Here is a 24,506-nt window from a genome sequence, read left to right as displayed (position 1 = left end):
AGGTCCCAAGGCGCAAGACGAACCTCGGCGAAGACCGGCGGGTCGACGGGGCCGGGAGATTCAAACCGGCCCGTTCCAGGATCAGTCGGAGTCGCCAACGGCCCCTTCCGGGCGACCTGATCCTGCCCGCCCGAGGGGGAACGTCGACCGGGATGAAACAGGCCCTCAGTCGCCGTCCCTTGAGAAGAACGGTTTCGCGGAGCGGTCGAGCCAAGCCGAAACGCAAACACAAAACTCACGGTCTCCGGGCGAAGCCCGGCCCGCTCCGCGCCTCCCCATCAGCTCACGGCCAAATTGGCGTGGGATCACACCCCCTTGCCCCCACCTGACCGCTTCGCGGTCTGTCCGCCCCCGTAGGGGGCGGAGCCTTCGCACCGGCGCTCTTCCCCCTCCGGGGGAAGACGACCGCGAAGCGGTCCGTAGGGGGCAAGCGGTCGCCGCGCCAACCCAGGAAAGGAATCCCTCCCATGCCCAAGTCCAAGCCGCCCCGCCGCCGCAAGATCCGCCGCGCCAACGACCTTCGCGTGCTGATGCTCGAGAGCATCCGCGCCGCCCTGGCCCTCAATGACGCGATCATCGCCAAGATCGACGAAGTGCTCGACCGCTATCCGCCGGGAAAGGACAGGAACGCCCTGCTGACCTGGCGGGAGGAGATCAAGTCGCATCGGCCGGGCCTGCTGGCGAGCCGGGCCGACGCCATGAATCCGTGATCGGTCTGGCTCGAACACCGAAAGACAGACAAAGATCGGCCCGCATGGGTCTCGACCCCGTCTCTCGTCGTTCTATGGTCAAGCCCCATGCGTCGCCGCGGGATGGTCCGTTTGACAGCCGAGAACACCGACGGCCTGCGTCTCAGAGCCCGACTGCGCGCCCTCTATCACGGCGCCTCGCCCACCTCGGTGCGGTTCCGCTACGGGATCATCGTCATCGACCTGGCGATCATCGCCTTCTTCGTCGCCGCGCCGCTGATGCGCCGGCACGGCTGGACCTTCTACGCGATCGACTACGGGGTGGCGGCCTTCCTGGCCCTGGACCTCCTGGCCCGGGCCGTCGCCCACGGCGAGATCAAGGCCTGGCTGAAGAAGCCGATCACCTGGATCGACCTGTTCGTGCTGGCCACCCTGCTGTTCCCGGCCTGGCTGTTCAATTTCGGCTTCCTGCGGGTGGTGCGGCTGTGGACCCTGATCCACAGCGAGTTCTTCTGGCGCACGGTCGGCCGGCGATACGACGACACCCGGGTGGAGCAGATCACCCGCGCGGCCTCCACCCTGGTGACTTTCGTCTTCGTGGTGACGGGCTTCGTCTATTCCAGCTTCGCCGGACGGCACGCGGGCATCGGCGGCTATGTGGACGCCCTCTATTTCACCGTCACCAGCCTGACGACCACCGGCTATGGCGACGTCACCCTGCCGGGGGTCTGGGGCAAGCTCCTGTCGATGGCGGTGATGCTGGGCGGGGTGTCGCTGTTCATCGGCCTGATCCAGTCGATCCTGCGGCCGCACAAGGTGACCTTCCCCTGCCCGTGCTGCGGCCTGCGCAAGCACGACCCCGACGCCGTGCACTGCAAGGCGTGCGGCCAGGTGCTGAACATCCCCAACGACGGCGATTAGCCGAGCGAGGTCTGGCGCCGGGCGGCTTTTGCGATACCGTCACGATCCATAAAGCGCCGCTTCGCGCGGTCACCCCTGTCACGACAGTCGCCGGATCCCCAGATGCGCAGTCTGCTTCTCGCCCTCCTCGCCTCCACGAGCCTGATGACCTTCTCCGACGCCCAAGCCGCCGACCCCGCCCCCAACACCGAAGCCCGCACGCCCCTGGCCGAGCTGGGCAAGGACGATCCCTACAAGTGGATGGAGGAGATCGAGGGCGAAAAGCCGCTGGCCTGGGCCAAGGCCGAGAACACCCGCAGCCTGGGCGTGCTGCAGGGCGACAGCCGCTACGCCGGCCTGGAAGGCCAGGCCCTGGCCATCCTCAACGCCAAGGACCGGGTGCCCGGCGTGTCGTTCGCCGGCGACGGGACCCTGCGCAACTTCTGGCAGGACGCCGACCACGTGCGCGGCCTCTGGCGCGCGACCACGCTGGACAGCTACCGCACCGCCACGCCCGCCTGGGAGACGATTCTCGACATCGACGCCTTGGCCAAGGCCGAGAACGCCAACTGGGTGTTCAAGGGCGCCGGCTGCCTGCCGCCCGACGAGACCCGCTGCCTGGTCACCCTGTCGAACGGCGGCAAGGACGCGGTGACGATCCGCGAGTTCGACACCAGGACCAAGGCCTTCGTGCCCGGCGGCTTCGTCCTGCCCGAGGGCAAGCAGAACGTCAGCTGGCTGGACCAGGACACCCTGCTGGTGGCCCGCGAATGGGAGCCGGGCCAGGTGACCCAGTCGGGCTATCCCTACGTGGTCAAGACGCTGAAGCGCGGCCAGGCCCTGGCCGAGGCCAAGGAGCTGTTCCGGGGCACGCCGGAGGACGTCTCGGCCTCGGCCTACACCCTGACCGACGCCGACGGGAAGGTCGTGGCCGTGCTGGCCAATCGCGGGGTCAGCTTCTTCGAGGCCGAGACCCATCTGCTGACCGACAAGGGCGCGGTGAAGCTGCCCTTCCCGCTGAAACACTCGATCCAGGGCTATGTCGCCGGCCAGCTGGTGATGTCGCTGGAGCAGGACTGGCCCGAGAAGGGCTTCAAGACCGGCGACCTGATCAGCCTGGACCTGGCGGCCCTGAAGGCCGACCCGGCCAAGCCCGCGCCCGTCCTGGTGCTGCGCCCCACCGCCAGGCAGTCGGTCGAGAGCGTCACCACCACCCGCGACAAGCTGGTGGTCGGCCTGCTGGACAACGTCACCGGCGCGGCCCTGGCCTACAGCCACGGCCCCAAGGGCTGGACCTCGCAGAAGCTGGCCCTGCCGGCCAATTCGACGATCGGCCTGGGCTCGGCCTCGCAGAAGGACGACCGTCTGTTCGTCAGCGTGACCGGCTATCTGACCCCCTCGACCTACTGGCTGGCCGACGCCGCCTCGCTGAAGCTGGAGCAGGTCAAGGCCTCGCCGGCCCGCTTCGACGCCTCGACCCATGTGGTCGAGCAGTTCGAGGCGACCAGCAAGGACGGGACCAAGGTCCCCTACTTCGTGGTCCGGCCCAAGGGCGTGAAGTACGACGGCCAGGCGCCGACCCTGCTCTACGCCTATGGCGGCTTCCAGGCCTCGATGACCCCGGCCTATTCGGGGGTGATGGGCAAGCTGTGGCTGGAGCGCGGCGGCACCTATGTGGTGGCCAACATCCGCGGCGGCGGCGAGTTCGGGCCCGCCTGGCACAACGCCGGCCTCAAGGAGAACCGCCAGCGGGTCTATGACGACTTCTTCGCCGTCTCCCAGGACCTGATCACCCGCAAGATCACCTCGCCGCGCCGGCTGGGGATCATGGGCGGCAGCAACGGCGGCCTGCTGATGGGCGTGGCCCTGACCCAGCGGCCCGAGCTCTACAACGCCATCGTCGTGCAGGTGCCGCTGTTCGACATGATCCGCTACACCCAGATCGGGGCCGGGGCCTCGTGGGTGGGCGAATACGGCGATCCGACCATCCCGTCCGAGCGGGCGGTGATCGCCAAGTACGACCCCTATTCCAACCTCAAGGCCGGCCAGAAATATCCCGAGGTGTTCATCGAGACCTCGACCAAGGACGACCGCGTCCACCCGGCCCACGCCCGCAAGGCGGCCGCGCGGCTGGAGGAACTGGGCTATCCGGTGCTGTACTACGAGAACATCGACGGCGGCCACGCGGCCAGCGCCAACCTGGCCGAGACGGCCCGGCGCCAGGCCCTGGAATATGTCTACCTGTCCAAGAAGCTGATGGACTGACGGGGCATGGACGGCCCGGAGCGTCATGTTTTCCGGGCCGTAAACCCTAGTTCAATCTATCGGGGCCAGTATCCGTCCTCGAATTTCCGGCGTCCGCCGGATCGAGGTTTGCCTTGAAGATCGACGTCTTCCCCGCCCTGGAACTGCCCGCGGAGGTCGCCGTGGCCTGGTCGGCCGTCCAGGCCGGCGAGCCGCGCCTCGACAGTCCGTTCCTGTCGCCCCAGTGGGCCCAGGCCGTGGCCCGGGCGCGCGGGCCGACCAACGGCGCCAGGGTCGCGGTCCAGTCCGACGCCGCCGGCCGTCCCTCGGGCTTCCTGGCCGTGCGCAAGCGCGGCTCCACCGCCATGCCGGTCGGCGCGCCGATGAGCGACTACCAGGCCCTGGTGGCGCGCGACGGCTTCCGCGCCGATCCGCGCGCCATGCTCCGGGCCCTGGGCGTCTCGCGCTACGACTTCTGCCACATGCTGGCCGACGACCCGGCCTTCCAGGGCTGCGCCCGCGGACGGGACGTCTCCTGGGTGGTCGAGGTCGCCGACGGCTACGCCGCCTACGAGGCCGAACGCAAGGCGGCCGGGGTCGGCGCGCTCAAGGACATCGACAAGAAGCGCCGCAAGGTCGAGCGCGAGGTCGGCCCGACCCGCTTCACCGCCCTGTCGGACTCGCGCGCCGACTACGACCGGCTGATCGCCTGGAAGCGCGCCCAGCTGGCGGCCACCGGCCAGACCGACCTGTTCAAGTCCGCCTGGGTCATGCGGCTGATGGACGAGCTGCTGGAGACCCGCGATCCGGCGTTCGGCGGCGGGCTCTACACCCTGCACCTGGGCGACGAGCTGGCGGCGGTGCATTTCCACCTGCGCGGCGGCGCCACGATCCACGGCTGGCTGATCGCCCACGACCCGAAGTTCGAGCGCTATTCGCCGGGTCTGCTGCTGTTCCAGGACATCCTGAAAAGCCTGGACGACGGTCCCTACAAGCGCCTGGACCTGGGGGCCGGCGACTACCGCTTCAAGCGCGAGCTGTCGAACCGCCAGCAGGGCGTGATGTTCGGATTCCTGGGCGCGCCGTCGGTCTCGACCCTGGCGCGCACGGCGGTCTACGGCCTGCGCGAGGTCGCCGAGGCCCTGCCCCTGGGGCCGGTCTCGGCCCTGCCGGGCAAGGCGATGCGGCGGCTCGACGTCCTGCGCGGACTGAGCTGACCGTCGGTCGTCTTGGAAGCCTCGATCAGGACGCGCGTGCGATCAGGGCGATCACACCGGTCCAGAGCATGAGATTGACCGCCGAAATAAGCAGAAGCCAGGCAAGGCGGCTCTGACGGCCGTCCTGCCGCGCGCGAAACGCAACGCCGCGAACCCCATGACCCATGGTTTCCTCCAAAGCTCTCTACTGGAGCTTGAGTCGGATGAAACTCCCGTTCCCGGGCACGCGCAAGCAAGTTTGATCGGCTGTCCCAGGACAATCTCGAAATTGTGACGCCGACCGTCCGCGGGGCCGCGCTAGGGCGCGACCCCGTTGATCCGAAGGGCCGGCGGATCGATGCGACCCGCCTCCCAGGCCCGGGTCCAGCCCAGGCGTTTGACCGGCTCGCGGAAGGCGAAGCGCAGCAGGTGCTCGGCGACCACGTCCTCGAGCTTGGCCAGCCCCTCCAGGTCGGCCGCCTCGATCGTGACGTCCAGGCCCTCGGGGTCGGCCAGCATGCTGCACGTGCCCAGCGGCAGCGGGATCAGGGCCGAGACGTCGTCGTACGTCACCTCGAACCTGTGACCCCAATGCTTGGCCAGCTGGATCATGTAGCGCGTGGCCTTGTCGGTGTTCAGGCGCGCGTGGCTCTGCATCGGTCAGACCCCTTCGATGGCCGCGGCCGCGTCGTCCATGACCTTGGCGATCGCGGCCACCTGTTCGGGGGTCAGCGAGCCGGAGGTCAGCTTCAGGCGCAGGGCGGTCTTGAGGTTCTCGCGGGCCCGCATGATCTGCGGCGAGAAGGCGGCGCTCTGGGCGGCGGCTTCGGCCATGCGGGTGAACAGGCCGTGGACCGGCTGGCTGTTGCTTTCCAGGAAGGCCTGGCCTTCGTCGGTGATCGTGTAGAGTTTCTTGCCGCCGCCGGCGTCGGCCGCGGTGACGTAGCCCAGCTCCTCCAGCAGGGTCAGGGTCGGATAGATCACGCCCGGGCTGGGGGTGTAGGCGCCGCCGGCGGCGGTCTCGACGGCCTTGATCAGCTCGTAGCCGTGGCTGGGCTTGTCGGCGATCAGCTTCAGCACGACCAGGCGCAGGTCGCCGTGATCGAAGAACCGGCCCATGCGGCCGCCCCGACGATGATGGCCTTCATGGCCGCCGTGGAAGCCGAACGGATGGCGGCCGAAATGCGCGCCGTGGGGACCGCCGTGGCGGCCGTGGTGGGGATGATGACGTCCAAACATGTGTGTTTTAGATCCTGTTTCGTTATATCGGACTTACAGATATATCGGATTGAACGATCGTCAAGACCGTTTTCCGATATATCTGATATCAGTCTAAGAAAAAGGGGCGCGCCACGATGGCGCGCCCCTTCTTGAAGCCTAGGCTCCCGGCGGAACCGGGAAGCCGCGGTTGCGCATCAGGGCGCCGATCTTCACGTCCCGGCCGCGGAAGCGGCGGAAGGCCTCGCCCGCGTCGATGGTGTTGCCCACGCTCATGATGTCGTCGTGCAGGCGCTTGGCCACGTCCCTGTCGTAGAAGCCGCCGGGCGCCTCCTCGAACGCCTCGGCCGCGTCGGCGGTCAGGGTGTCGGCCCAGATGTAGTCGTAATAGCCGGCCGAATAGCCGTCGCCCGAGAAGATGTGGCCGAACTGGGTGGGCCGGTGGCGCATGACGATCTCGGACGGCAGGCCGATCTCGGCCATGGCCGATTTTTCGAACGCCGCCGGGTCGATCGCTTGGCCCTTGGCGGCCAGGTGGATCTTCATGTCGTAGATCGCCGAGGCCAGGTACTCGACGGTCGAGAAGCCCTGGTTGAAGGTCTTGGCCTTCTCGATCTTGGCCACCAGCTCGTCGGGGATCGGCTTGCCGGTCTGGTAGTGGACGGCGAACTGGGTCAGCACGGGCTTGGTCGGCAGCCAGTGCTCGTTCAACTGACTGGGGAACTCGACGAAGTCGCGGGCCACGTTGGTGCCGGCCAGGCCGGGATAGTTCACATCCGAGTTCAGGCCATGCAGGGCGTGGCCGAACTCGTGGAACATGGTCGAGGCGTCGTCCCACGAGATCAGCACCGGCTCGCCGGGCTTGCCCTTCACGAAGTTGCAGTTGTTGGAGACGATCGGGGTGACCACGCCGCGGAACTTCTCCTGGGTGCGGTACTCGCTCATCCAGGCCCCCGACTGCTTGCCGGCCCGGGCGTAGGGGTCGAAGTACCACAGGCCCACGCGTTGTCCGCCCTTGGTCACCTCCCAGACGCGCACGTCCGGATGGCAGACCGGCACGTCCTTGATCTGGGTGAAGGTGAAGCCGTAGAGCTGGCCCGCCGCCCAGTGGATGGCCTCGCGCAGCTTCTCCAGCTGTAGGTAGGGCTTCACCACGTTCTGGTCGAGGTCGTAGCGGGCCTTGCGCACCTTCTCGGCGTAGTGGCGGTAGTCCCACGGCGCGATCTTGAAGGTCGCGCCTTCCGCGTCGGCCACCTTCTGCATGTCGGCCACTTCTTCGTGGACGCGGGCCACGGCGGGCTTCCAGACCTGCATCATCAGGTCCATGGCCGCGTCCGGGGTCTTGGCCATCTGGTCGTCGGTGATCCAGTGGGCGTAGGTCGGGAAGCCCAGCAGCTGGGCCTTCTCGGCGCGCAGCTTGAGGATGTCGGTGATCACCGCCTTGTTGTCGTGGGCGTCGTTGTTGTCGCCGCGCGACACCCACATCTTCCAGCCCTTCTCGCGCAGATCGCGACGGTCGGAATAGACCAGGAAGGGCTCCATGGACGAGCGGGTGTTGGTGATCAGCCACTTGCCCTTCAGGCCCTTCTCCTCGGCGGCCGCCGCGGCCCCGGCCTTCACCGAGTCCGGCAGGCCGGCCAGGTCGCCCTCGCCCAGCTCCAGGGTGTAGCCCTCCTCGTCGGCCAGCTCGTTCTGGCTGAACTTGGTGTAGAGGCTGGCCAGGGCCTGGTTGATCTGGCCCAGGCGGGCCTTCTTGGCGGCGTCCAGCGCCGCGCCCTGGCGGGCGAAGCTGTTGTAGACCACCCAGGTCAGGCGTTTCTGCTCGGGCGTCAGGTTCGCGGTCTCGCGGGCGTCGTAGACGGCCTTGATGCGGGCGAACAGCTGCTCGTTCTGGATGATCTCGTCGCTGAACGCCGCCAGCTTGGGCGTGCTTTCGGCCTCGACCTTCTGCATGGCCGCGTCGTTCATGGTCGAGGTGAACACCCCGAACAGCGCGCCGACCCGGTTCAGGGTCCGGCCCGAGTCCTGATAGGCCGCCAGGATGGTCTCGAAAGTCGGGGCCGAACGCTTGGCGGTCAGGGCGAACAGCTCCTGGCGCTGCTCGGCCATGGCGGCTTCGAAGGCCGAGGCGAACAGCTCGGGCTTGACCTTGTCCAGCGGCGGCAGGCCGCCGTGCGGCCCGGTCCAGGGCGCCAGCAGCGGGTTGCCGGACGCGGCGGCGGGGGTGGCGGCTTTGACGATCATGGGCATCAGGGCGGTCGCGCTGGCGGCGGCGAGGAAGGAACGACGCTTCACGGCGGGTCTCCGGAAAATGGGAAGCTGGACCCTAGAGCGTCGCGCGGTCCCAAGGTAAGCGCTTTCGCGCGGAATTCGTCCCATGGAAGATGAATTCGACGACAGGAACTCGCGCCCGCCCGTTCCGCCGGGGCCGGTTCGTGCGCGATCGGGACTGCACGGGTTCGGCGCCAGAATCTCAAGCGGGCCGCGTGGACGGCCGGGCGAGGGCGGGGTAAGCCAGGATCATGTCCATCGGCGTCTTCGACTCCGGCGTGGGCGGCCTCACGGTCCACCGCGCCCTCGTGAACCGTCTGCCCCAGGCGGACTTCACCTATCTGGCCGACCAGGCCAACGCCCCTTATGGCGGGCGGCCCGGCGAGGAGGTCGTCGCCCTGACCAAGGCCGGCTGCGAGCGCCTGTTCGACACGGGCGCCAGCCTGGTGGTCCTGGCCTGCAACACCGCCTCGGCCATCGCCCTGCGCCGCCTGCAGCAGACCTGGCTGCCGGGCTACCGCAAGTCGCTGGGCCGGCCGATCAACGTGCTGGGCATCATCGTGCCGACCATCGAGGCCGCCACCGGCCTGCCGTGGGAGCACGAGGCCGAGCGGCGCGGCGACAAGGTCGAGCAGCTGGACGTGCTGGGCGTGTTCTCGACGCAAGGCACGACCAATTCGCGCGTCTACGAGATCGAGATCGACAAGCGCAAACAGGACATCGCGGTCTTCTCCCAGCCTTGCCCGGACCTGGTGCCGATGATCGAGGCCGACGCCGGCGTCGTGGATCTGGCCAAGGCGGTCGACGGCTATGTCCAGGCGCTGAAGACCCGCATCGGCCGCTATCCCGACCGCGCGGTGCTGGGCTGCACCCACTACGAGATCATCGCCGACATCTTCCGCGCGGCCCTGCCGGCCGGCACGCCGGTGATCCACCAACCGGCCTCGACGGCCGACGCCCTGGAGCTCTACCTGCAGCGCCATCCGGAATTCGACCCCGGGACCGGCGGTTCGCGCAAGTTCCTGACCACCGGGACGCCAGGCCCGCAGAACGGGCTGGTGGAGAGCTTCTGGGGCGGGCCGCTGGCGTTCGAGAAGGCTTAGAGGCGGCTTACCCGAGCGTCCGGGCGGCGAACACTTGCCCCCTACGGGTCGCTCCGCGACCGTCTTCCCCCAAAGGGGGAAGAGCCTCGCCCCTCAGGCTCCGCCCCCTATGGGGGCGGACAGACCGCGAAGCGGTCAGGTGGGGGCAAGTGACGACTTGACGCCGAGGCCGCACGCGCCACCCTTCCTCCAAACGGGAGGGGCCACCTCATGAAACACCTGCTGATCGCCGCCGCGCTGGCCCTGGCCGCCACCGCCGCCCGCGCCGAAGTCGTCGACGCCCAGCCCAACGGCTTCGAGGTCAAGCGCGTCGCCGTGCTGAACGCCCCGGCCGACAAGGTCTACGCGGCCCTGGCCCAGCCGTCGCAGTGGTGGAGCAAGGACCACACCTGGTCGGGCTCGGCCGCCAACCTGTCCCTGGCCCCGATGGCCGGCGGCTGCTTCTGCGAGAAGCTGCCGAACGGCGGGTCGGTCATGCACATGACCGTGGTCTACGCCCAGCCCGGCCAGGCCCTGCGCCTGTTCGGCGCCCTGGGGCCGCTGCAGATGTCCGGCGCGGCCGGCCACCTGGGTTGGACCCTGGCCGAGAAGGACGGCAAGACCACCCTGACCCAGACCTTCGACGCCGGCGGCTACATGAAGGGCGGGCTCGACAAGATCGCGCCGGGCGTCGACGCGGTGCTGGGCGAGCAGCTCGACCGGTTCAAGGCCTATGTCGAGACGGGCAAGGCGCCGTAGGGCCTCGAAACGCCGTCATCCCGGACAGCCCCTGGGGGGGCTTCCGGGATGACACCCGTTGGGGCGCCTATTTCTGCCAGCTGGCCTTCTGGCTCATCAGCCACGAGAAGTCGGCGGTCAGCTGACCCGACTGGTTCCCCTTGCCGGTCTTGGGATCGTACGAGGTCCAGACCCCGGCCGACGAGTGGCAGCCCATGCAGCTTTCGGTCTGGTAGATCAGGGTGTTGATCCCGGGGGTGATCGGCTTGCCCTGGTTGTTCAGCACCGAATTCCAGACCGGCGGCTGGGCCGCGCCCGAGGCGGGGCAGGCCTGGCCGTTGGGCAGTTCCTCACCGTGGCAGGCCTCTTCGTTGCCCTTCTGGAAGTAGGTCTCCATCGTCACGTTGGTCAGGAAGACCGGGGTCGGGTTGCCGCCGGGCTTGTTGGTCACCGCGTTGGGCAGGCCGCCATTCCACGGGGAGGGCGGCGCCGTCGGGTCGGTGGGCCACTGGGTGTCGATCAGCTGGTAGTACTGCCAGACCGAACCCTGGGCCTTGAGCGCCGCCTGGGCCTGGCGGTTGAGGGCCACCTTGTCGCCAGGGATCGGGATTCCGCGCCAGGCCTGGGTCGGGATGCGCGGATAGACGCCGGACTTGTCGGCCTGGGGCAGCTGGTCGACCGCGCAGATCGGGCAGTTGGGGTCGAAGAACGACGGCTGCAGCTTGGGATGGGCCACCGTGTCGACGTCCAGGTTGTCGACCTGTTCGAAGGTGGACCAGATCCATTGCGGCGAGGTGGTGCTCTTGTGGCCGATGTGCATGCCGACCAGGCCCACGGTCACCTTGCGCTCCAGCTGCTTGCCGTCCGGTCCCTGGTCGATGATCACGGCGGGGCTGGTGTAGAAGCGGCTGAAGTCGTCCTTGCCCGCCTTCAGGATCCGCCAGGCGAACTTCAGTTCGAACGAGCCGCTCCAGTCCTTGCCCGGCGTGCCCAGCGGCATGGCCACGGTCTTGCCGGCCTTGGAGAAGGCGACCTGGCCGTTGATGTTGTAGAGGCTGTTGTCGCAGAGATAGCCGACCTCGTTGGGGTCGATCATGATCTCGTAATAAACGAACTCGCCGTTCTGATCGATCATCGGGCCCGAGAAGGCCTGGTTGATGTCGCTCAGGTCGCCCAGGTTGGCGGCGTTCAGCTCGCCCACGGCCGACAGCACGCCCAGGAACCGGGTCGCGCGCGGATCGGCCTTGACGGCCTGGGCCGAGAACGGAAGCAGGCCCTTGCTGACCGGCTTGGCCAGGTCGCTCCGCACCAGCGTCAGGGTCCGCGCCTTGGGCGTCTGACCGCAGGCCGCGGGCCGCGCGCCGTCGGTCTGGAAGATCGAGCTGGAATTGTGCCACAGCGTCCAGTGCGGCTGGCCGAACTTGGTGTCGGTCAGCTTCGGCGCCGCCACGCCCTGGCTGTTGGTGGGCCAGTTCAGCGCCAGGAACATCTGCCAGGAATAGAGGTCGAACTCGCGCTGCACCTCGGAGAACTTCTGGACCTTCTCCAGCTGCTTCTTCAGGGCGATGTCGACGTCGCCCGGCATCTGCGGCGTCAGTTTCGGCGCGAAATTGGGGAAGGCCGCCAGATAGGCCGGCTTGGCCGGCGGCGCCGCGTCGATCGCCTTGGCGGCGAACAGCGCGCCCCCGCCCGCCAGGCACACCAGGGTCGCGGCCAGCGCCCGCCAGCCGATCTTCCGTTCCGTTCCCGAGATTTTCATCACGCCCTCCGCCCGTTGTCGCTCCGCCCGTTTGTCGGCCGGGTCCGCGCAAGGCCGCGCCATGCGTCATGGGCCCGAGCTTCGCCACAGGCTGATCACTCAAAAGGCGAAACGTCAACATATAAACGTTATGGTAGATATGCCCGGTCTTTCAGGGACCTCGAAAGTCCGGGCGAAGAACCAGCCGCGCCAGGGTTTCGCCCCATGGCGGAGCCCAGCCGCGAGTCGAAAGATCGGCGCGAAACTTCGTCGCCGAGGGCCTTCCGATGATCGACGCTTTCGCCAAGTGGCTGGAGGCCGCCCCGACCTGGCAGATCGGCCTGGTCCTGCTCGCGGCCATGTTCGTGGCGTCGCTGTTCGGGGAATGGCTGAGCGGGCGCACGGCCAAGGCCAAGACCAAGGATGGGGAGGACGGCGGCAAGGAGGGCTACATCGTCTCGGCCACACTGGGCCTGCTGGCCCTGCTGATGGGCTTCACCTTCTCGCTGGCCGTCGACCGCTTCGAGGCCCGGCGACTGCTGGTGCTCGAGGAGTCCAACGCCATCGGCACCACCTATCTGCGCACCCAGATGCTGGAGCCGGTCGACCGCGCCCGGATCAGCAAGATGCTGGTGGATTACACCGACAACCGGATCGCCCTGGCCAAGGCCCCGATCGACCAGGTCCCGTCGCTGCTGGCCAGGAACGACCAGATGCTGACCGACCTGTGGACCGCGACCCTGGCCGCCTGGCCGTCGATCAAGGGCCTGGACTTCTCCAGCGCATATCTGGACAGCATGAACAACATGATCGACCTGGACGCCGCGCGAAAGGCCGCCCGGCTGGCCCGGGTGCCCAGCGCGGTGTTCTTCGTGCTGTTCGTCTACGTGATCACCTCGGCCGGCGTGCTGGGCTATGCGGGCGCGAACAAGGAAGGGCGCGGGGCGACCGCGTTCCTGTTCATCCTGCTGACGATCTCGCTGCTGCTGACCCTCGACATCGACCGCCCCCGCAGCGGCCGGATCACCGAAAGCCAGGCGCCGATGGAGCGGCTGAAGGCCACGCTGGCCAGCCAGCCGCCCGAGGTGTTCGACCGGTTGTCGACGGGGAAGGCCCCGCCGCCCGCCGCCGTCCCGAAACTGGAAACGGCGATACCGGGACGCTGATATCAAAACGCCCCTGGTCCGGGCCGGACCAGGGGCGTTCTCGATCTCTTCGCCTAGCGCGCTTTTTTCACGCGCCGGCTTTCCCTTCGCTCGAAGCGCCTCAGCCGGCGGCCTGGACGTCGTCGCCGGTGGCGCCCAGCAGGGCCATCTGCAGGCGCGAGCGGTCGCGGCGAGCCGATTCCAAGGCGCCTTCGGCCAGGGCGGCCTCCGAGCGGATCCGTTCGATCTCGGCCTGCATCTCGGCGATCTTCTCGTCGTGGGCGCGGCGGGTCTCGTCTTCCGAGGCCTGCAGGGCCTCGAAGCGGGTGCGCAGCTGGGCGGCGCGTTCCTCGGCGCGCTTGAGCGCCTTCTCGTGGGCCCCGACGGTCTTGGCCAGCTGGTCGGCGCGCTCGATCGCGGCGGCGCGGGCGGTGTCGACGCCGGCGTGACGGCCGCGCAGGTCCTCGACCTCGTCCTCTAGGTTGCGGACCCGTTCCAGGGCGCGCTCCAGGGCGACGTTCAGGTCGCCGGCGCGGCGCTCGACGGCCTGCTGCTGGGCGCTGGAGTCGTTGAGGCGGGCCGAGATCTGGCCGTTCATCTCTTCCAGCTTGTCGGCGCGGCCGGTGGCGGTCTCCAGGCGGGTCTGCAGGGCCAGCACCTCGGCGCGGCCGGACTCGACCTGGGCTTCCAGGCCGCGGATCGTGCGGGCGCTGTCGGCCTGGACGGTGGTCAGGGCGTTGTCGGCGGCCAGGACGCGGGCGCGCTCGGCGGCGACCTGGGCTTCCAGTTCGGTCTCGATGCGCGACAGGCGGGCCACGTCGGCGCCGGCCTGCTCCAGGCGCTTCTTCAGGGTGCCCAGCTCTTCGACCTGCAGGGCCATCTGCTGCTTGGCGGCAGCCAGGAAGGCCTCGGACTCGCCGCGACGGGCGTCGATGTCCTGGGTCTGGACGCGCAGGGTCTCGACGTCCTGGGTCAGGTGCTCGGCGCGGGCGGTGGCGTCGCGCAGCGAGGCCTCCAGGCCGCCGACCTTCAGCTCGGACTGCTGCAGGCCGTTGCGCAGGCGGTCGATCTCCAGGGCGCCGTCCTCGAGGGCGACGTCCAGTTGCTGGCGGCGCGCGTCGGATTCGGTCAGGGCGGCTTCGGAGGTCGCCAACTTGGCGGACAGCTCGCGTTCCTCGGCCTGGGCGGCGGCCAGCAGGCGGGCGGCCTGTTCGTGGGCGGCGCGCAGGGCGATCAGCTCGGCGTGCTCGGCGCGGCGGGCCTCGAACTCCTCGGCGACCGGGGCGCGGATCTCGGAGAGCAGCGGCTCGATGGCGCGCAGGTGCTCGACGACGCGGCTGATGCTGTCCAGCCCGCCGTGGATGGTCTCGTAACGGACGCCGATCGCCTGGGTCGCCTCGATCAGGCCGGCGCCGTCGCCCTCGGGGCGATCGTTCTCGGCGGCCAGCATGACCGGCTTGACGCCGCCCTTGGTGTTGCGATCGCCCTTAGACAGCAGCCTCATGTCGTGCCCACCTTCTAACGATCTGCGGAAACAACGCCCGTCGCGTTGATTCGACCCCTGGCCGCGCAGAATCATTTGCCCATTCGTTAACAGGATAGCCCGCGGTCAAGATTGCTGTCGAGGTCAAGATCGCGCGTTCGGCGAGAGGCGCATTGACGCATCGCCGAACGCACGAAAGCCGCCGCGACGACCCGGAAAGGGCGGTCGCGACGGCTTTTTTGGCGCGGTTCGAGAGGCTTCCGCCTCGCGGGTCAGGCGGCTTCCTGCTCGGCGGGAACGGCCGGCTCCAGGCGGATCATGTAGTCGAAGGCCGACAGGGCCGCCTTCGAGCCCTCGCCCATGGCGATGATGATCTGCTTGTAGGGCGTGGTCGTCGCGTCGCCGGCGGCGAACACGCCGGGCAGCGAGGTCTCGCCGCGATGGTCGACCTCGATCTCGCCGCGCGGGGTCAGGGCCACGCCGGTGTCCTTCAGCCACTCGGTGTTGGGCACCAGGCCGATCTGCACGAACACGCCTTCCAGGTCGACGGTGTGGACCTGGTCGTGGTTGCGGTCCTTGTAGGTCAGGCCGGTGACCTTGGCGCCGTCGCCCAGCACCTGGGTGGTCAGGGCCGAGGTGACGATGCGCACGTTGGGCAGGCTGGCCAGCTTGCGCTGCAGGACGGCGTCGGCCCGCAGCTGGCTGTCGAACTCGATCAGGGTCACGTGGGCGACGATGCCGGCCAGGTCGATGGCCGCCTCGACGCCGCTGTTGCCGCCGCCGATCACCGCCACGCGCTTGCCCTTGAACAGCGGGCCGTCGCAGTGCGGGCAGTAGGCCACGCCCTTGTTCTTGTACTCGGCCTCGCCGGGCACGTTGATGTTCCGCCAGCGGGCGCCGGTGGCCAGGATCACGCTGCGCGACGCCAAGCTGGCGCCGTTCTCGAGCTTCACCTCGATCAGGCCGCCCGGGGTCTTGGCCGGGACCAGGCCCACGGCCTTCTGCAGGTTCATGATGTCGACGTCGTAGTCCTTGACGTGCTGCTCCAGCGCCGAGGCCAGCTTGGGGCCTTCGGTGTGCGACACCGAGATGAAGTTCTCGATGGCCATGGTGTCCAGCACCTGGCCGCCGAAACGCTCGGCCGCCACGCCGGTGCGGATGCCCTTGCGCGCCGCGTAGATCGCCGCCGCGGCGCCGGCCGGGCCGCCGCCGACCACCAGGACGTCGAAGGCGTCCTTGGTCTTGATCTTCTCGGCGGCGCGATCGGCCGCGCCGGTGTCCAGCTTGGCCAGGATCTGCTCCAGGCTCATGCGGCCCTGGCCGAACGGCTGGCCGTTCAGCAGGATGGTCGGCACGGCCATGACCTGGCGTTCTTCCACTTCTTGCTGGAAGAGCGCGCCGTCGATGGCGACGTGGCTGATGTTGGGGTTCAGGGCGGCCATGGTGTTCAGCGCCTGGACCACGTCCGGGCAGTTCTGGCAGCTCTGCGAGAAATAGGTCTCGAAGCGGAACTCGCCCTCCAGGGCGCGGACCTGGTCCAGCACCTCGGCGTCGAACTTGGGCGGGTGGCCGCCGACGTGCAGCAGGGCCAGCACCAGCGAGGTGAACTCGTGGCCCAGCGGCAGGCCGGCGAAGCGCACATCGGCCGAACCGTCGGCGCGGGCGATGGCGAACGAAGGCTTGCGGGCGTCGTCGCCGGCCAGGTTCAGGCTGACCTTGTCGGAGGTCTCGGCCACCGACTCGAGCAGCGCGCGCATGTCCTTGGAACCCTGGCCCTCGCCCAGCGAGGCGACCAGCGTGATCGGCTGGCGCAGGTTCTGCAGATAGGCTTTCAGCTGGGTCTTCAGACCATCGTCCAACATGGCGGGGCTCCGACTGCGGGGCGCGCAAATCCAAGGGGGAGGGAGACGCGGCGCCGGATTTTGGAATTTGGTGGGCGTCGCCGCCGGTTCCGTGGGCTGACGGAACCGGCGGCGCGCCGTGCCGCGGCCCGAAGGCCGCGACAAGCCGAGGAAGGTTTAGATCTTGCCGACCAGGTCGAGCGACGGGGCAAGGGTCTTTTCACCCTCTTCCCACTTGGCCGGGCAGACTTCGCCCGGGTGCGACGCGACGTACTGGGCGGCCTTGATCTTGCGCAGCAGTTCGATGGCGTTGCGGCCGATGCCTTCGGCGGTCGTTTCGGTGAACTGGATCACGCCTTCCGGGTCGATCAGGAAGGTGCCGCGGTCGGCCAGGCCGACGCCCGGGCGCATGACTTCGAAGTTGTTGGTGATGACGCCCGAGGGGTCGCCGACCATGACGTACTGGATCTTGCCGATCGCCGGCGAGCTGTCGTGCCAGGCCTTGTGCGAGAAGTGGGTGTCGGTCGACACCGCGTAGATCTCGACGCCCAGACGCTGGAACGTGGCGTAGTTGTCGGCCAGGTCTTCCAGCTCCGTCGGGCAGACGAAGGTGAAGTCGGCCGGGTAGAAGAACACGACGGACCACTTGCCCTTCAGGTCGGCGTCGCTGACCTCGACGAACTTGCCGCCCTTGTAGGCCTGGGCGGTGAAGGGTTTGATCTGGGTGTTGATCAAGGACATGAAGTTCTCCTGCAGGAATTGCGAGGAGCCTTGTAGGGAACGAAAATCGATAGGGCCAATCGATTGTTTCATTCTCGATGATAGGGTTACTCTATGTACTGGCGCGCCGTCCTTCGCAGGCGCAGCAAAGAAAGCGCCAATTGTCTTTTGATTTCCGATAGATCGGCCCTATCTAAGCATCATGCTCCCGACCCTCCGCCAGCTGCAGTATCTGAAGCTCCTGTCCGAGCACGGCTCGTTCAGCCGGGCGGCCGAGGCCTGCCACGTCACCCAGCCGACCCTCTCGGCCGGAATCCAGGAGCTGGAGAAGATTCTGGGCGCCCCGGTGGTCGACCGGGCCCGCTCGGGCGTCATCCTGACCGCCGCCGGCCAGGAGGCCGTGCGCCGGGCCGAGGCGATCCTGGCCCAGGCGGAAGACCTGGTGCAGGCGGCGCGCGGCGCGGGCCAGCCCCTGGCGGGCCGCTTCCGCCTGGGCGTGATCCCCACCGTCGCCCCCTATCTGCTGCCTCGCGCCCTGCCCGCCCTGCGCGACCAGTTCCCCAAGCTGAAGCTCTATCTGCGCGAGGACCTGACCCATCGGCTGATCGCCGCCCTCAAGTCGGGATCGCTGGACGCCGCCCTGATCGCCCTGCCCTACGACATGACCGGCCTGGAATGGGCCCATGTCGAGGACGACGAGCTGCTGGCCGCCGCCCCGGCCAACCACCGCATGGCGGCCTTCGACCGCGTCGATCCCGACAGCCTGCGCGGCGACGACATGATCCTGCTGGAGGACGGCCACTGCCTGCGCGACCACGCCCTGGCCGCCTGCGGGCTGGAGCCGCCGCGCGGGGCGGGGATCGGCGACGAGGAAAGCTTCGCCGCCACCTCGCTGCCCACCCTGGTGCAGATGATCGGCTCGGGCCTGGGCGTGTCGTTCCTGCCGTCGATGGCGGTGGCGGCGGGCCTGGCCCAGAACGCGCCGGTCACCATCCGCCCCCTGAATTCCGACCATTCCAGCCGCGAGATCGTCGTGGCCTGGCGGGCGGGCTCCAGCCGGGGCGCCGAGGGCCGCCTGCTGGCCCAGACCCTGCGCGACCTGCCGCCCGCCGCGCTTTCGCCACGGCACTAGGATACCTATCCTCTAGCCACGCTTTCTGGAGACGAGGACGGTCATGGTTCGACGGATATCGGCGCTGATCGGCGGCGCGGCCCTCGCCCTGGCCGCCTCGGTCCTCCCCGCGACGGCCCAGGCGCCCGCGCCCCAGACCGTCCAGCTGGTCCCGCAGGATCCCGGCAGCGCCGTGGTCGAGGAGCTGTGGGTCGTCGCCCGCCCGCCCGGCCCGGCCCTGTGGCTGGTCGAGAAAGGCCAGGCCAAGCTCTATGTGGTCGGGTCGGCCCCGCCCCTGCCGCACCAGCTGAAATGGGACAGCCCGCGCCTGGACCGCGCGCTGGGCGAGGCCAGCCTCGTGCTCGTCCCGCCCGAGGCGTCGGTCGGCCCGCTGCAGATAACCAAGTTCTTCCTGACGGGCGGGGGCGGCGTGCGCCAGCCGTTCGGCAAGAAGCTGGAGAACCGCCTGCCGCCCGACCTCAAGACCCGGTTCGTCAACGCCCGCGAGCAGGCCCAGCGCACCGCCGTGCCCTACAAGGACTGGAAGCCGGCCGTGGCGGGCTTCATCCTGCTGTCGGACTTCCGCCAGGCGGCGGGCCTGTCGGAGGCCAAGCCGGTCAGCACCATCGAGCGCATGGCCAAGGCCAAGGGCGTCAAGGTCAAGGCGATGAGCCAGTACCGCCTGGGCCCGATCCTCGCCAGCGCCGGCAAGCTGTCGGACGAGGCCAACCTGGCCTGCCTGAACGACGCCCTGACCGAGCTGGAATACGACGCCCAGCACAACACCACGATCGGGACCGACTGGGCCAACGGCGACCTGGCCAGCGTGCGGGCCCGCTATTCGACCTCGGCGATCCAGCGCTGCGTGGCGCGCGCGCCCGGCGGTCCCGGCCTGCTGGCCCAGCAGATCGGCCAGTCCGCCGACGCCCTGAACGAGGCCCTGACCCGCCCCGGCGTGACCGTCGCCGTGGTCGACCTGGCCTTCCTGCTGCCCGCCAACGGCGTGCTGGACCGCCTGAAGGCCTCGGGCGCGACCATCACCTCCCCGGCCGGCTAGGAGACCGCCGCCATGCGCCTGCTCGGCATCGACCACGTGGTGATCCGCGCCCGCGATCCCGCCCTGATGGAACGCTTCTACACGCAGGTGCTGGGCTGCGCGGTCGAGCGCCGCCAGGACGCCATCGGCCTGGTGCAGCTGCGGGCCGGGGCCCAGCTGATCGACCTGGTCGACGTCGCCGGACGGCTGGGCAAGATGGGCGGCGCCGCGCCGGGCGCCGACGGCCACAACATGGACCACCTGTGCCTGCGCGTGATCGACTTCGAGGTCGAGACCGTCCGCGCCCATCTGGAGGCCCACGGCGTGGCGATCGGCGACGTCGGCGAACGCTACGGCTCAACTGGCGAGGCGACCTCGCTCTACCTGACCGACCCCGAGGGCAACGGCCTGGAGCTGCGCGGCTAGCCGGCCTCGACCGGGGCGTGAACGCCCCGGCCGAAACCGCGTGGACCAGATCAGTAGGTCAGTCGACCGTTGTTGTTGCCGATGTTGTTCAGCGGCAGGCTGGTGGCGTTGCTGCCGCCTCCGCTGTTGCGGCACAGGGCCGACAGGGTGGCGCCCTGGGCGTTGGCGGTAATCTGGATGTTGCCGCAGCTCTTCTGGAAGGTGCTGTCGCCGCTCCCTTGCTTGAGCGTGCCGTTCTGGTTGGTGATGCCCGTCAGCACCAGCGACGAGCCGGTCGCCGAGCCGTCGGCGCGCAGGCACATGGCGCTGACCGTCGCCTGGCTGGCGGCGCTGTAGCCGAAGGCGATGTTGGAGCAGGTGTTCTGGAAGCCGCTGGCCGCGGCCGCCGGCGAAGCCGCGCCCAGAACCAGCGCCGAACCGACCCCGGCCAGAGCCATGGCGGTCGCGCCGGCGAGATTGAAGATCTTGGACATGGTGTCCTCCCTTTTGTTGCCCGCCGCGACGGGTTGTCCATCGCGGAGAATACGCGCGATACGCGTATGATTTGATATCACAACTTTTGAGAGCTGCATCAAGGCCTAAACAACCCTGGCCTTCAAAGCTCGCCCGGCGTCGCGCTTTGACTCCCCGCCCCCTTTCGTGCATAAGCGCGCGCTTCCGGCGCTTTATCAGCAGCGCCTCCACCGTCACGACCCCGGCCTGTTAGCGCAGGATCCATCCGGACGAGGACGGCGAGGACCCCCATCGACGTGATCGTCCATGGGGGCTGATCGCGTTTGGTCACTGTTCTTGACGTGGGTTCCGCATGTTCGACGGCCTTACAGAGCGACTTTCAGGGGTCTTCGACCGCCTCGGCGGTCGCGGCGTGCTGTCCGAGAAGGACATCGACGAGGCGCTGCGCGAGGTCCGCGTCGCCCTGCTGGAAGCCGACGTCGCCCTGCCGGTGGTCAAGGACTTCATCAGCAAGGCCAAGGAGAGCGCCTCGGGCGAGGCGGTCATCCGTTCGGTCAAGCCCGCCGACCAGGTGGTCAAGATCGTCTATGACGGCCTGGTCGACATGCTGGGCGGCGAGGTCCCCACCGGCCTGAACCTGGCCCTGAACCCGCCGTCGGTGATCCTGATGGCCGGCCTGCAGGGCTCGGGCAAGACCACCACCACCGGCAAGCTGGCCCTGCGGCTGAACAAGATCGAGCGCAAGAAGGTGCTGGTCGCCTCGCTCGACACCCGCCGCCCGGCCGCCATGGAACAGCTGGCCATGCTGGCCAAGCAGGTCGAGGTCGAGAGCCTGCCGATCGTTCCGGGCCAGAGCGCCTCGGACATCGCCAAGCGCGCCCTGACCGCCGCCAAGCTGGGCGGCTACGACGTCCTGATCCTCGACACCGCCGGCCGCACCACCCTGGACGAGGCGATGATGAGCGAGGCGGCGGAAATCGCCCGCATCGCCACGCCGTCCGAGACCATCCTGGTCGCCGACAGCCTGACCGGCCAGGACGCCGTGCGCACGGCCAAGGCCTTCCACGAGCGCCTGCCGCTGACCGGCCTGATCCTGACCCGCGCCGACGGCGACGGCCGCGGCGGCGCGGCCCTGTCGATGCGCCACGTCACCGGCCTGCCGATCAAGTTCCTCGGCGCCGGCGAGAAGATCGACGCGCTCGACGTCTTCGACGCCCGCCGCGTGGCCGGCCGCATCCTGGGCCAGGGCGACGTCGTCGCGCTGGTCGAGAAGGCCGCGCAAGACCTCGACGTGGCCGAAGCCGAGCGTATGGCCAAGAAGCTGGCCAAGGGCCAGTTCGACCTGAACGACCTGTCGGCCCAGCTGAACCAGATGCAGAAGATGGGCGGCATGCAGGGCATCATGGGCCTGCTGCCGGGCGTCCAGAAGGTCAAGAAGCAGATCGCCGAGAGCGGCATCGACGACAGCATCTTCCGCCGCCAGCAGGCGATCATCGGCTCGATGACCAAGCTGGAGCGCAAGAAGCCCGACATCCTGGCCGCCTCGCGCAAGCGCCGCATCGCGGCCGGCGCCGGCGTCGACGTCGCCGAGGTCAACCGCCTGCTCAAGCAGCACCGCCAGATGGCCGACATGTTCAAGGCCATGTCCAAGGACGGCGGCAAGGGCATGGCCCGCATGGCCGCCATGATGGGCGGCGGCGACATGGCCCGACTGAAATCCATGGGCGGCGGCAAGATGCCGACGCCCGATCCCAATGCAGCGGGAGGCCAAGGCCTTCCGGGGCTGCCCGGCATGCCGGGTCTCGGGGGCGGGGGCGACAAGCCCAACCCCCTCTCCGGCCTGGGCCTGCCCGGCTTCAACCCGTTCAAGAAATAGAACTTTAGACCAAGGACTACGAAAATGCTGAAGATCCGTCTCGCCCGTGGCGGCGCCAAGAAGCGCCCCTACTACTCGATCGTCGTCGCCGACAGCCACTCGCCCCGCGACGGCCGCTTCATCGAGAAGGTCGGCACCTACAACCCGCTGCTCAAGAAGGACGACGCCGCGCGCGTGACCCTGAAGGTCGAGTCCATCCAGGAGTGGCTCAAGAAGGGCGCCCAGCCGACCGACCGCGTCGCCCGCTTCCTGGCCGCCCAGGGCCTGACCACCTGGACCCACGGCAACAACCCGCAGAAGGGCGCCCCGGGCAAGAAGGCCCAGGAGCGCATCGCCGAGCGCGCCCAGCGCGACGAAGAGCGCGCCGCCGCCGAAGCCCAGGCCAAGGAAGACGCCAAGGCCGCCGCTGAAGCCGCCGCCGCCGCGGCCGCCGAAGCCGCCGCTGCTCCGGCTCCCGAGCCGGAAGTCGTCGCCGAAGAAGCCCCGGCCGCCGAAGTGGCCGCTGAAGCCGCCGCTGAAGAAGCCCCGGCCTCGGAAGAAACCACCGAAGGCTAAGGCTTTCGGAAGCGCCGCCGCCGGGACTCCCTGGCGGCGGCGTTTTCTTTTGCGCGCTTCCGCACCATGACCGCATCGTCCCCGCAGACCCTGATCCTGGTCGGCCGCGTCGCCGGCGGCTTCGGCGTGCGCGGCGAGGTGCGGATCACGACCTATACCGAAGACCCGCTGACCCTGACCAAGTTCAAGGTGCTGTCGCGCCAGGACGGCTCGCCCGCCCTGACCCTGGCCAGCGCCCGGGTGGCCAAGGACGGCGTCGTCGCCCGCTGCGCCGGGATCGACACCAAGGAGGCCGCCGACGCCCTGCGCGGCCTGCGCCTCTATGTTCCCCGTTCGGCCTTGCCCGAGCCGGAGGAAGACGAATTCTACCTGGCCGACCTGATCGGCCTGACCGTGCGCCACGTGGCCACCAACGACCTGATCGGCAAGATCAAGAGCGTCCAGAACTTCGGCGCCGACGACCTGCTGGAAATCACCCCGGCCCTGGGCGGCCAGACCTGGTACCTGCCCTTCACCCGCGCGGCCGTGCCCGAGATGAAGATCGCCGAAGGCCTCGTGCTGGCCGATCCGCCGGCCCTGGTGGGCGAGCCCGAAGGCCCGGTCGAGGACGACGATCGCTAGGGCCCAGGCCCTTGTCCGCATGAAAAATAGGTCATGACAGAGGCTTAACTGGCCTTGTCCGCCGGTCCCCGCCATCTCGTTTCGAACCGAACGGAGGGGGATCTGTCTTGCGTAAAGGACTCTGGCTGGCGGCCGCGACCGCCCTGCTTTTCACCTCGGCCCAACCGGCCCTGGCCGCCGAGGAGCTGACCTCGAAACAGGCCGGCCAGGTGGTCGACACCCTGGTCACGGAACTGAACGGCTACTTCGATCCCACCAAGGCCCAGACCGTGCAGGCGGCGCTGAAGGCCCAGCGCGGGCAGTTCGTCCGCATCCACGACCGCGCCGCCCTGGCCGACGCGCTGAGCGCGGTGACCCTGAAGGTCTCGGGCGACCAGCACATGAAGGTGACGGTGACCACCGCCAACGCCCAGGCCGTCCGGCTCAGCGAGGCCGACGAGATCCTGGTCGACAAGCGCCTGGCCTACGGCCTGATGGCCGCGCGCCGGCTGCCGGCCAATATCGGCTATCTGAAGCTGCGCTATTTCGAGCAGGGCGAGGAGGGCGCGGCGATGATCGACGCGGCCCTGGGCCTGCTGAAGGACACCGACGCCCTGATCATCGACCTGCGCGAGAACACCGGCGGCGGCGGGGCGACGGACGAGCGGCTGCTGGGCCAGCTGTCGCGCGCGCCGCTGGTCATGGAGGCGATCCGCTGGCGCGATCCCGACGGCAAGGCCACGACCCTGTCCCGTCATGTCCGCCAGGGCCCCGGCGACCCGCTCTACGCCGACAAGCCGGTCTATCTGCTGGTGGGCGGCCAGACCTTCTCGGCGGCCGAGGCCTTCGCCTACACGATGCAGGCCAACAAGCGGGCCGTGCTGGTCGGAACCCGCACGCGCGGCGGCGGCAACCCGGCCAACCGCCCCAAGCCGAACCTGGGCTTCGGCCTGGTGGCCTTCATCCCCAACGGCCAGGTGGTCCATCCGCTGACCGGCGGCGGCTGGGAGGGCGTGGGCGTCAAGCCGGACGTCGAGACGCCGCTGGACGGGGCCCTGACCGAAGCCTACCGCCGCGCCCTGGCGGCGGCCAAGCCCCTGGTCTCGACCCCGAAGTCCGAAAAGGAACGGGCCGACGCCGTCGCCGACCCGGCCAAGGCCCTGATCGCCGACCAGGCGCTCTAG

At 68.9% G+C, this 24,506-nt stretch carries 22 protein-coding genes; 14 read left to right on the top strand and 8 right to left on the bottom strand.

Annotated features, from left to right (window positions below; all coding sequences use genetic code 11):
- The first annotated feature begins 467 nt into the window (after positions 1-467).
- The 4 genes from WAE60_RS08230 (at position 468) to WAE60_RS08215 (ending at position 5,050) form a co-directional block, all read left to right on the top strand.
- Positions 468-710: a hypothetical protein gene (locus WAE60_RS08230; protein WP_337685708.1), complete on the top strand. Its 243-nt coding sequence runs from the start codon at positions 468-470 to the stop codon at positions 708-710.
- 102 nt (positions 711-812) lie between these two features.
- Positions 813-1,610, top strand: coding sequence for a potassium channel family protein (locus tag WAE60_RS08225; RefSeq protein ID WP_029909474.1), 798 nt, complete (start codon positions 813-815; stop codon positions 1,608-1,610).
- Positions 1,611-1,712: 102 nt separating this feature from the next.
- The gene (locus tag WAE60_RS08220) at positions 1,713-3,854 is read left to right on the top strand and encodes a prolyl oligopeptidase family protein (protein ID WP_337685707.1); all 2,142 of its coding nucleotides are present in this window, start codon (positions 1,713-1,715) and stop codon (positions 3,852-3,854) included.
- A 113-nt stretch (positions 3,855-3,967) separates the two neighbouring features.
- A complete protein-coding gene (locus WAE60_RS08215; RefSeq protein WP_337685706.1) occupies positions 3,968-5,050 on the top strand; it encodes a GNAT family N-acetyltransferase in 1,083 nt (360 codons plus the stop codon).
- Positions 5,051-5,347: 297 nt separating this feature from the next.
- On the opposite strand, the gene WAE60_RS08210 is transcribed toward WAE60_RS08215, so the two are convergent.
- From WAE60_RS08210 to WAE60_RS08200, 3 genes are all read right to left on the bottom strand, one after another.
- Positions 5,348-5,686 (bottom strand): DUF2218 domain-containing protein, encoded by a 339-nt coding sequence (locus WAE60_RS08210; RefSeq protein ID WP_337685704.1) that lies wholly within the window; start codon positions 5,684-5,686, stop codon positions 5,348-5,350.
- Positions 5,687-5,689: 3 nt separating this feature from the next.
- Entirely contained in the window at positions 5,690-6,268 is a 579-nt protein-coding gene (locus WAE60_RS08205) for a PadR family transcriptional regulator (protein WP_029909486.1), read from the bottom strand.
- A 138-nt stretch (positions 6,269-6,406) separates the two neighbouring features.
- Entirely contained in the window at positions 6,407-8,542 is a 2,136-nt protein-coding gene (locus WAE60_RS08200) for a M3 family metallopeptidase (RefSeq protein WP_337685702.1), read from the bottom strand.
- A gap of 227 nt (positions 8,543-8,769) precedes the next feature.
- Between WAE60_RS08200 and WAE60_RS08195 the strand changes: the two genes are divergently transcribed.
- Both WAE60_RS08195 and WAE60_RS08190 read left to right on the top strand, forming a co-directional pair.
- On the top strand, positions 8,770-9,621 hold the full coding sequence (locus WAE60_RS08195) for an aspartate/glutamate racemase family protein (RefSeq protein WP_337685701.1): 852 nt from the start codon (positions 8,770-8,772) through the stop codon (positions 9,619-9,621).
- A gap of 210 nt (positions 9,622-9,831) precedes the next feature.
- Positions 9,832-10,359, top strand: a complete 528-nt coding sequence (locus tag WAE60_RS08190) for an SRPBCC family protein (RefSeq protein ID WP_337685700.1) — start codon at positions 9,832-9,834, stop codon at positions 10,357-10,359.
- A 67-nt stretch (positions 10,360-10,426) separates the two neighbouring features.
- Here WAE60_RS08190 and WAE60_RS08185 read toward each other — a convergent pair whose 3' ends face one another.
- Positions 10,427-12,097 carry a hypothetical protein gene (locus WAE60_RS08185; protein ID WP_029909494.1) on the bottom strand — a complete coding sequence of 557 codons (1,671 nt, stop codon included), beginning with the start codon at positions 12,095-12,097 and terminating at the stop codon, positions 10,427-10,429.
- Between the two features lie 266 nt (positions 12,098-12,363).
- Between WAE60_RS08185 and WAE60_RS08180 the strand changes: the two genes are divergently transcribed.
- Positions 12,364-13,242 carry a hypothetical protein gene (locus WAE60_RS08180; RefSeq protein WP_337685699.1) on the top strand — a complete coding sequence of 293 codons (879 nt, stop codon included), beginning with the start codon at positions 12,364-12,366 and terminating at the stop codon, positions 13,240-13,242.
- Between the two features lie 100 nt (positions 13,243-13,342).
- On the opposite strand, the gene WAE60_RS08175 is transcribed toward WAE60_RS08180, so the two are convergent.
- The 3 genes from WAE60_RS08175 to ahpC all read right to left on the bottom strand — a co-directional run bounded on the left by WAE60_RS08175 (position 13,343) and on the right by ahpC (position 17,286).
- Entirely contained in the window at positions 13,343-14,725 is a 1,383-nt protein-coding gene (locus WAE60_RS08175; protein ID WP_029909497.1) for a hypothetical protein, read from the bottom strand.
- A 251-nt stretch (positions 14,726-14,976) separates the two neighbouring features.
- Positions 14,977-16,566: an alkyl hydroperoxide reductase subunit F gene (gene ahpF, locus WAE60_RS08170; RefSeq protein ID WP_337685698.1), complete on the bottom strand. Its 1,590-nt coding sequence runs from the start codon at positions 16,564-16,566 to the stop codon at positions 14,977-14,979.
- A 156-nt stretch (positions 16,567-16,722) separates the two neighbouring features.
- Positions 16,723-17,286, bottom strand: coding sequence for an alkyl hydroperoxide reductase subunit C (gene ahpC, locus WAE60_RS08165; RefSeq protein ID WP_029909503.1), 564 nt, complete (start codon positions 17,284-17,286; stop codon positions 16,723-16,725).
- 178 nt (positions 17,287-17,464) lie between these two features.
- Here ahpC and WAE60_RS08160 point away from each other — a divergent pair, with 178 nt between their 5' ends.
- Genes WAE60_RS08160 through WAE60_RS08150 form a run of 3 tightly spaced genes read left to right on the top strand, consistent with a single transcriptional unit; the run spans position 17,465 to position 19,838 of the window.
- On the top strand, positions 17,465-18,397 hold the full coding sequence (locus WAE60_RS08160) for a hydrogen peroxide-inducible genes activator (protein ID WP_081916583.1): 933 nt from the start codon (positions 17,465-17,467) through the stop codon (positions 18,395-18,397).
- Positions 18,398-18,440: 43 nt separating this feature from the next.
- Positions 18,441-19,433 (top strand): TraB/GumN family protein, encoded by a 993-nt coding sequence (locus WAE60_RS08155; RefSeq protein WP_029909508.1) that lies wholly within the window; start codon positions 18,441-18,443, stop codon positions 19,431-19,433.
- Positions 19,434-19,445: 12 nt separating this feature from the next.
- Positions 19,446-19,838 (top strand): VOC family protein, encoded by a 393-nt coding sequence (locus WAE60_RS08150; protein ID WP_337685697.1) that lies wholly within the window; start codon positions 19,446-19,448, stop codon positions 19,836-19,838.
- Between the two features lie 50 nt (positions 19,839-19,888).
- Here WAE60_RS08150 and WAE60_RS08145 read toward each other — a convergent pair whose 3' ends face one another.
- Positions 19,889-20,311 (bottom strand): CVNH domain-containing protein, encoded by a 423-nt coding sequence (locus WAE60_RS08145; RefSeq protein WP_337685696.1) that lies wholly within the window; start codon positions 20,309-20,311, stop codon positions 19,889-19,891.
- A 332-nt stretch (positions 20,312-20,643) separates the two neighbouring features.
- Between WAE60_RS08145 and ffh the strand changes: the two genes are divergently transcribed.
- The 4 genes from ffh (at position 20,644) to WAE60_RS08125 (ending at position 24,506) form a co-directional block, all read left to right on the top strand.
- The gene (gene ffh / locus WAE60_RS08140) at positions 20,644-22,167 is read left to right on the top strand and encodes a signal recognition particle protein (protein WP_337685695.1); all 1,524 of its coding nucleotides are present in this window, start codon (positions 20,644-20,646) and stop codon (positions 22,165-22,167) included.
- Positions 22,168-22,191: 24 nt separating this feature from the next.
- Positions 22,192-22,722, top strand: coding sequence for a 30S ribosomal protein S16 (gene rpsP, locus WAE60_RS08135; protein ID WP_029909519.1), 531 nt, complete (start codon positions 22,192-22,194; stop codon positions 22,720-22,722).
- 66 nt (positions 22,723-22,788) lie between these two features.
- Positions 22,789-23,343, top strand: a complete 555-nt coding sequence (rimM, locus tag WAE60_RS08130) for a ribosome maturation factor RimM (RefSeq protein ID WP_337685694.1) — start codon at positions 22,789-22,791, stop codon at positions 23,341-23,343.
- A 107-nt stretch (positions 23,344-23,450) separates the two neighbouring features.
- Entirely contained in the window at positions 23,451-24,506 is a 1,056-nt protein-coding gene (locus tag WAE60_RS08125) for a S41 family peptidase (RefSeq protein WP_337685693.1), read from the top strand.

The sequence above is a fragment of the Caulobacter sp. CCG-8 genome, assembly GCF_037402475.1.
Taxonomy (GTDB): Bacteria; Pseudomonadota; Alphaproteobacteria; order Caulobacterales; family Caulobacteraceae; genus Caulobacter.
This window is presented reverse-complemented; position numbering and strand designations above follow the sequence as displayed.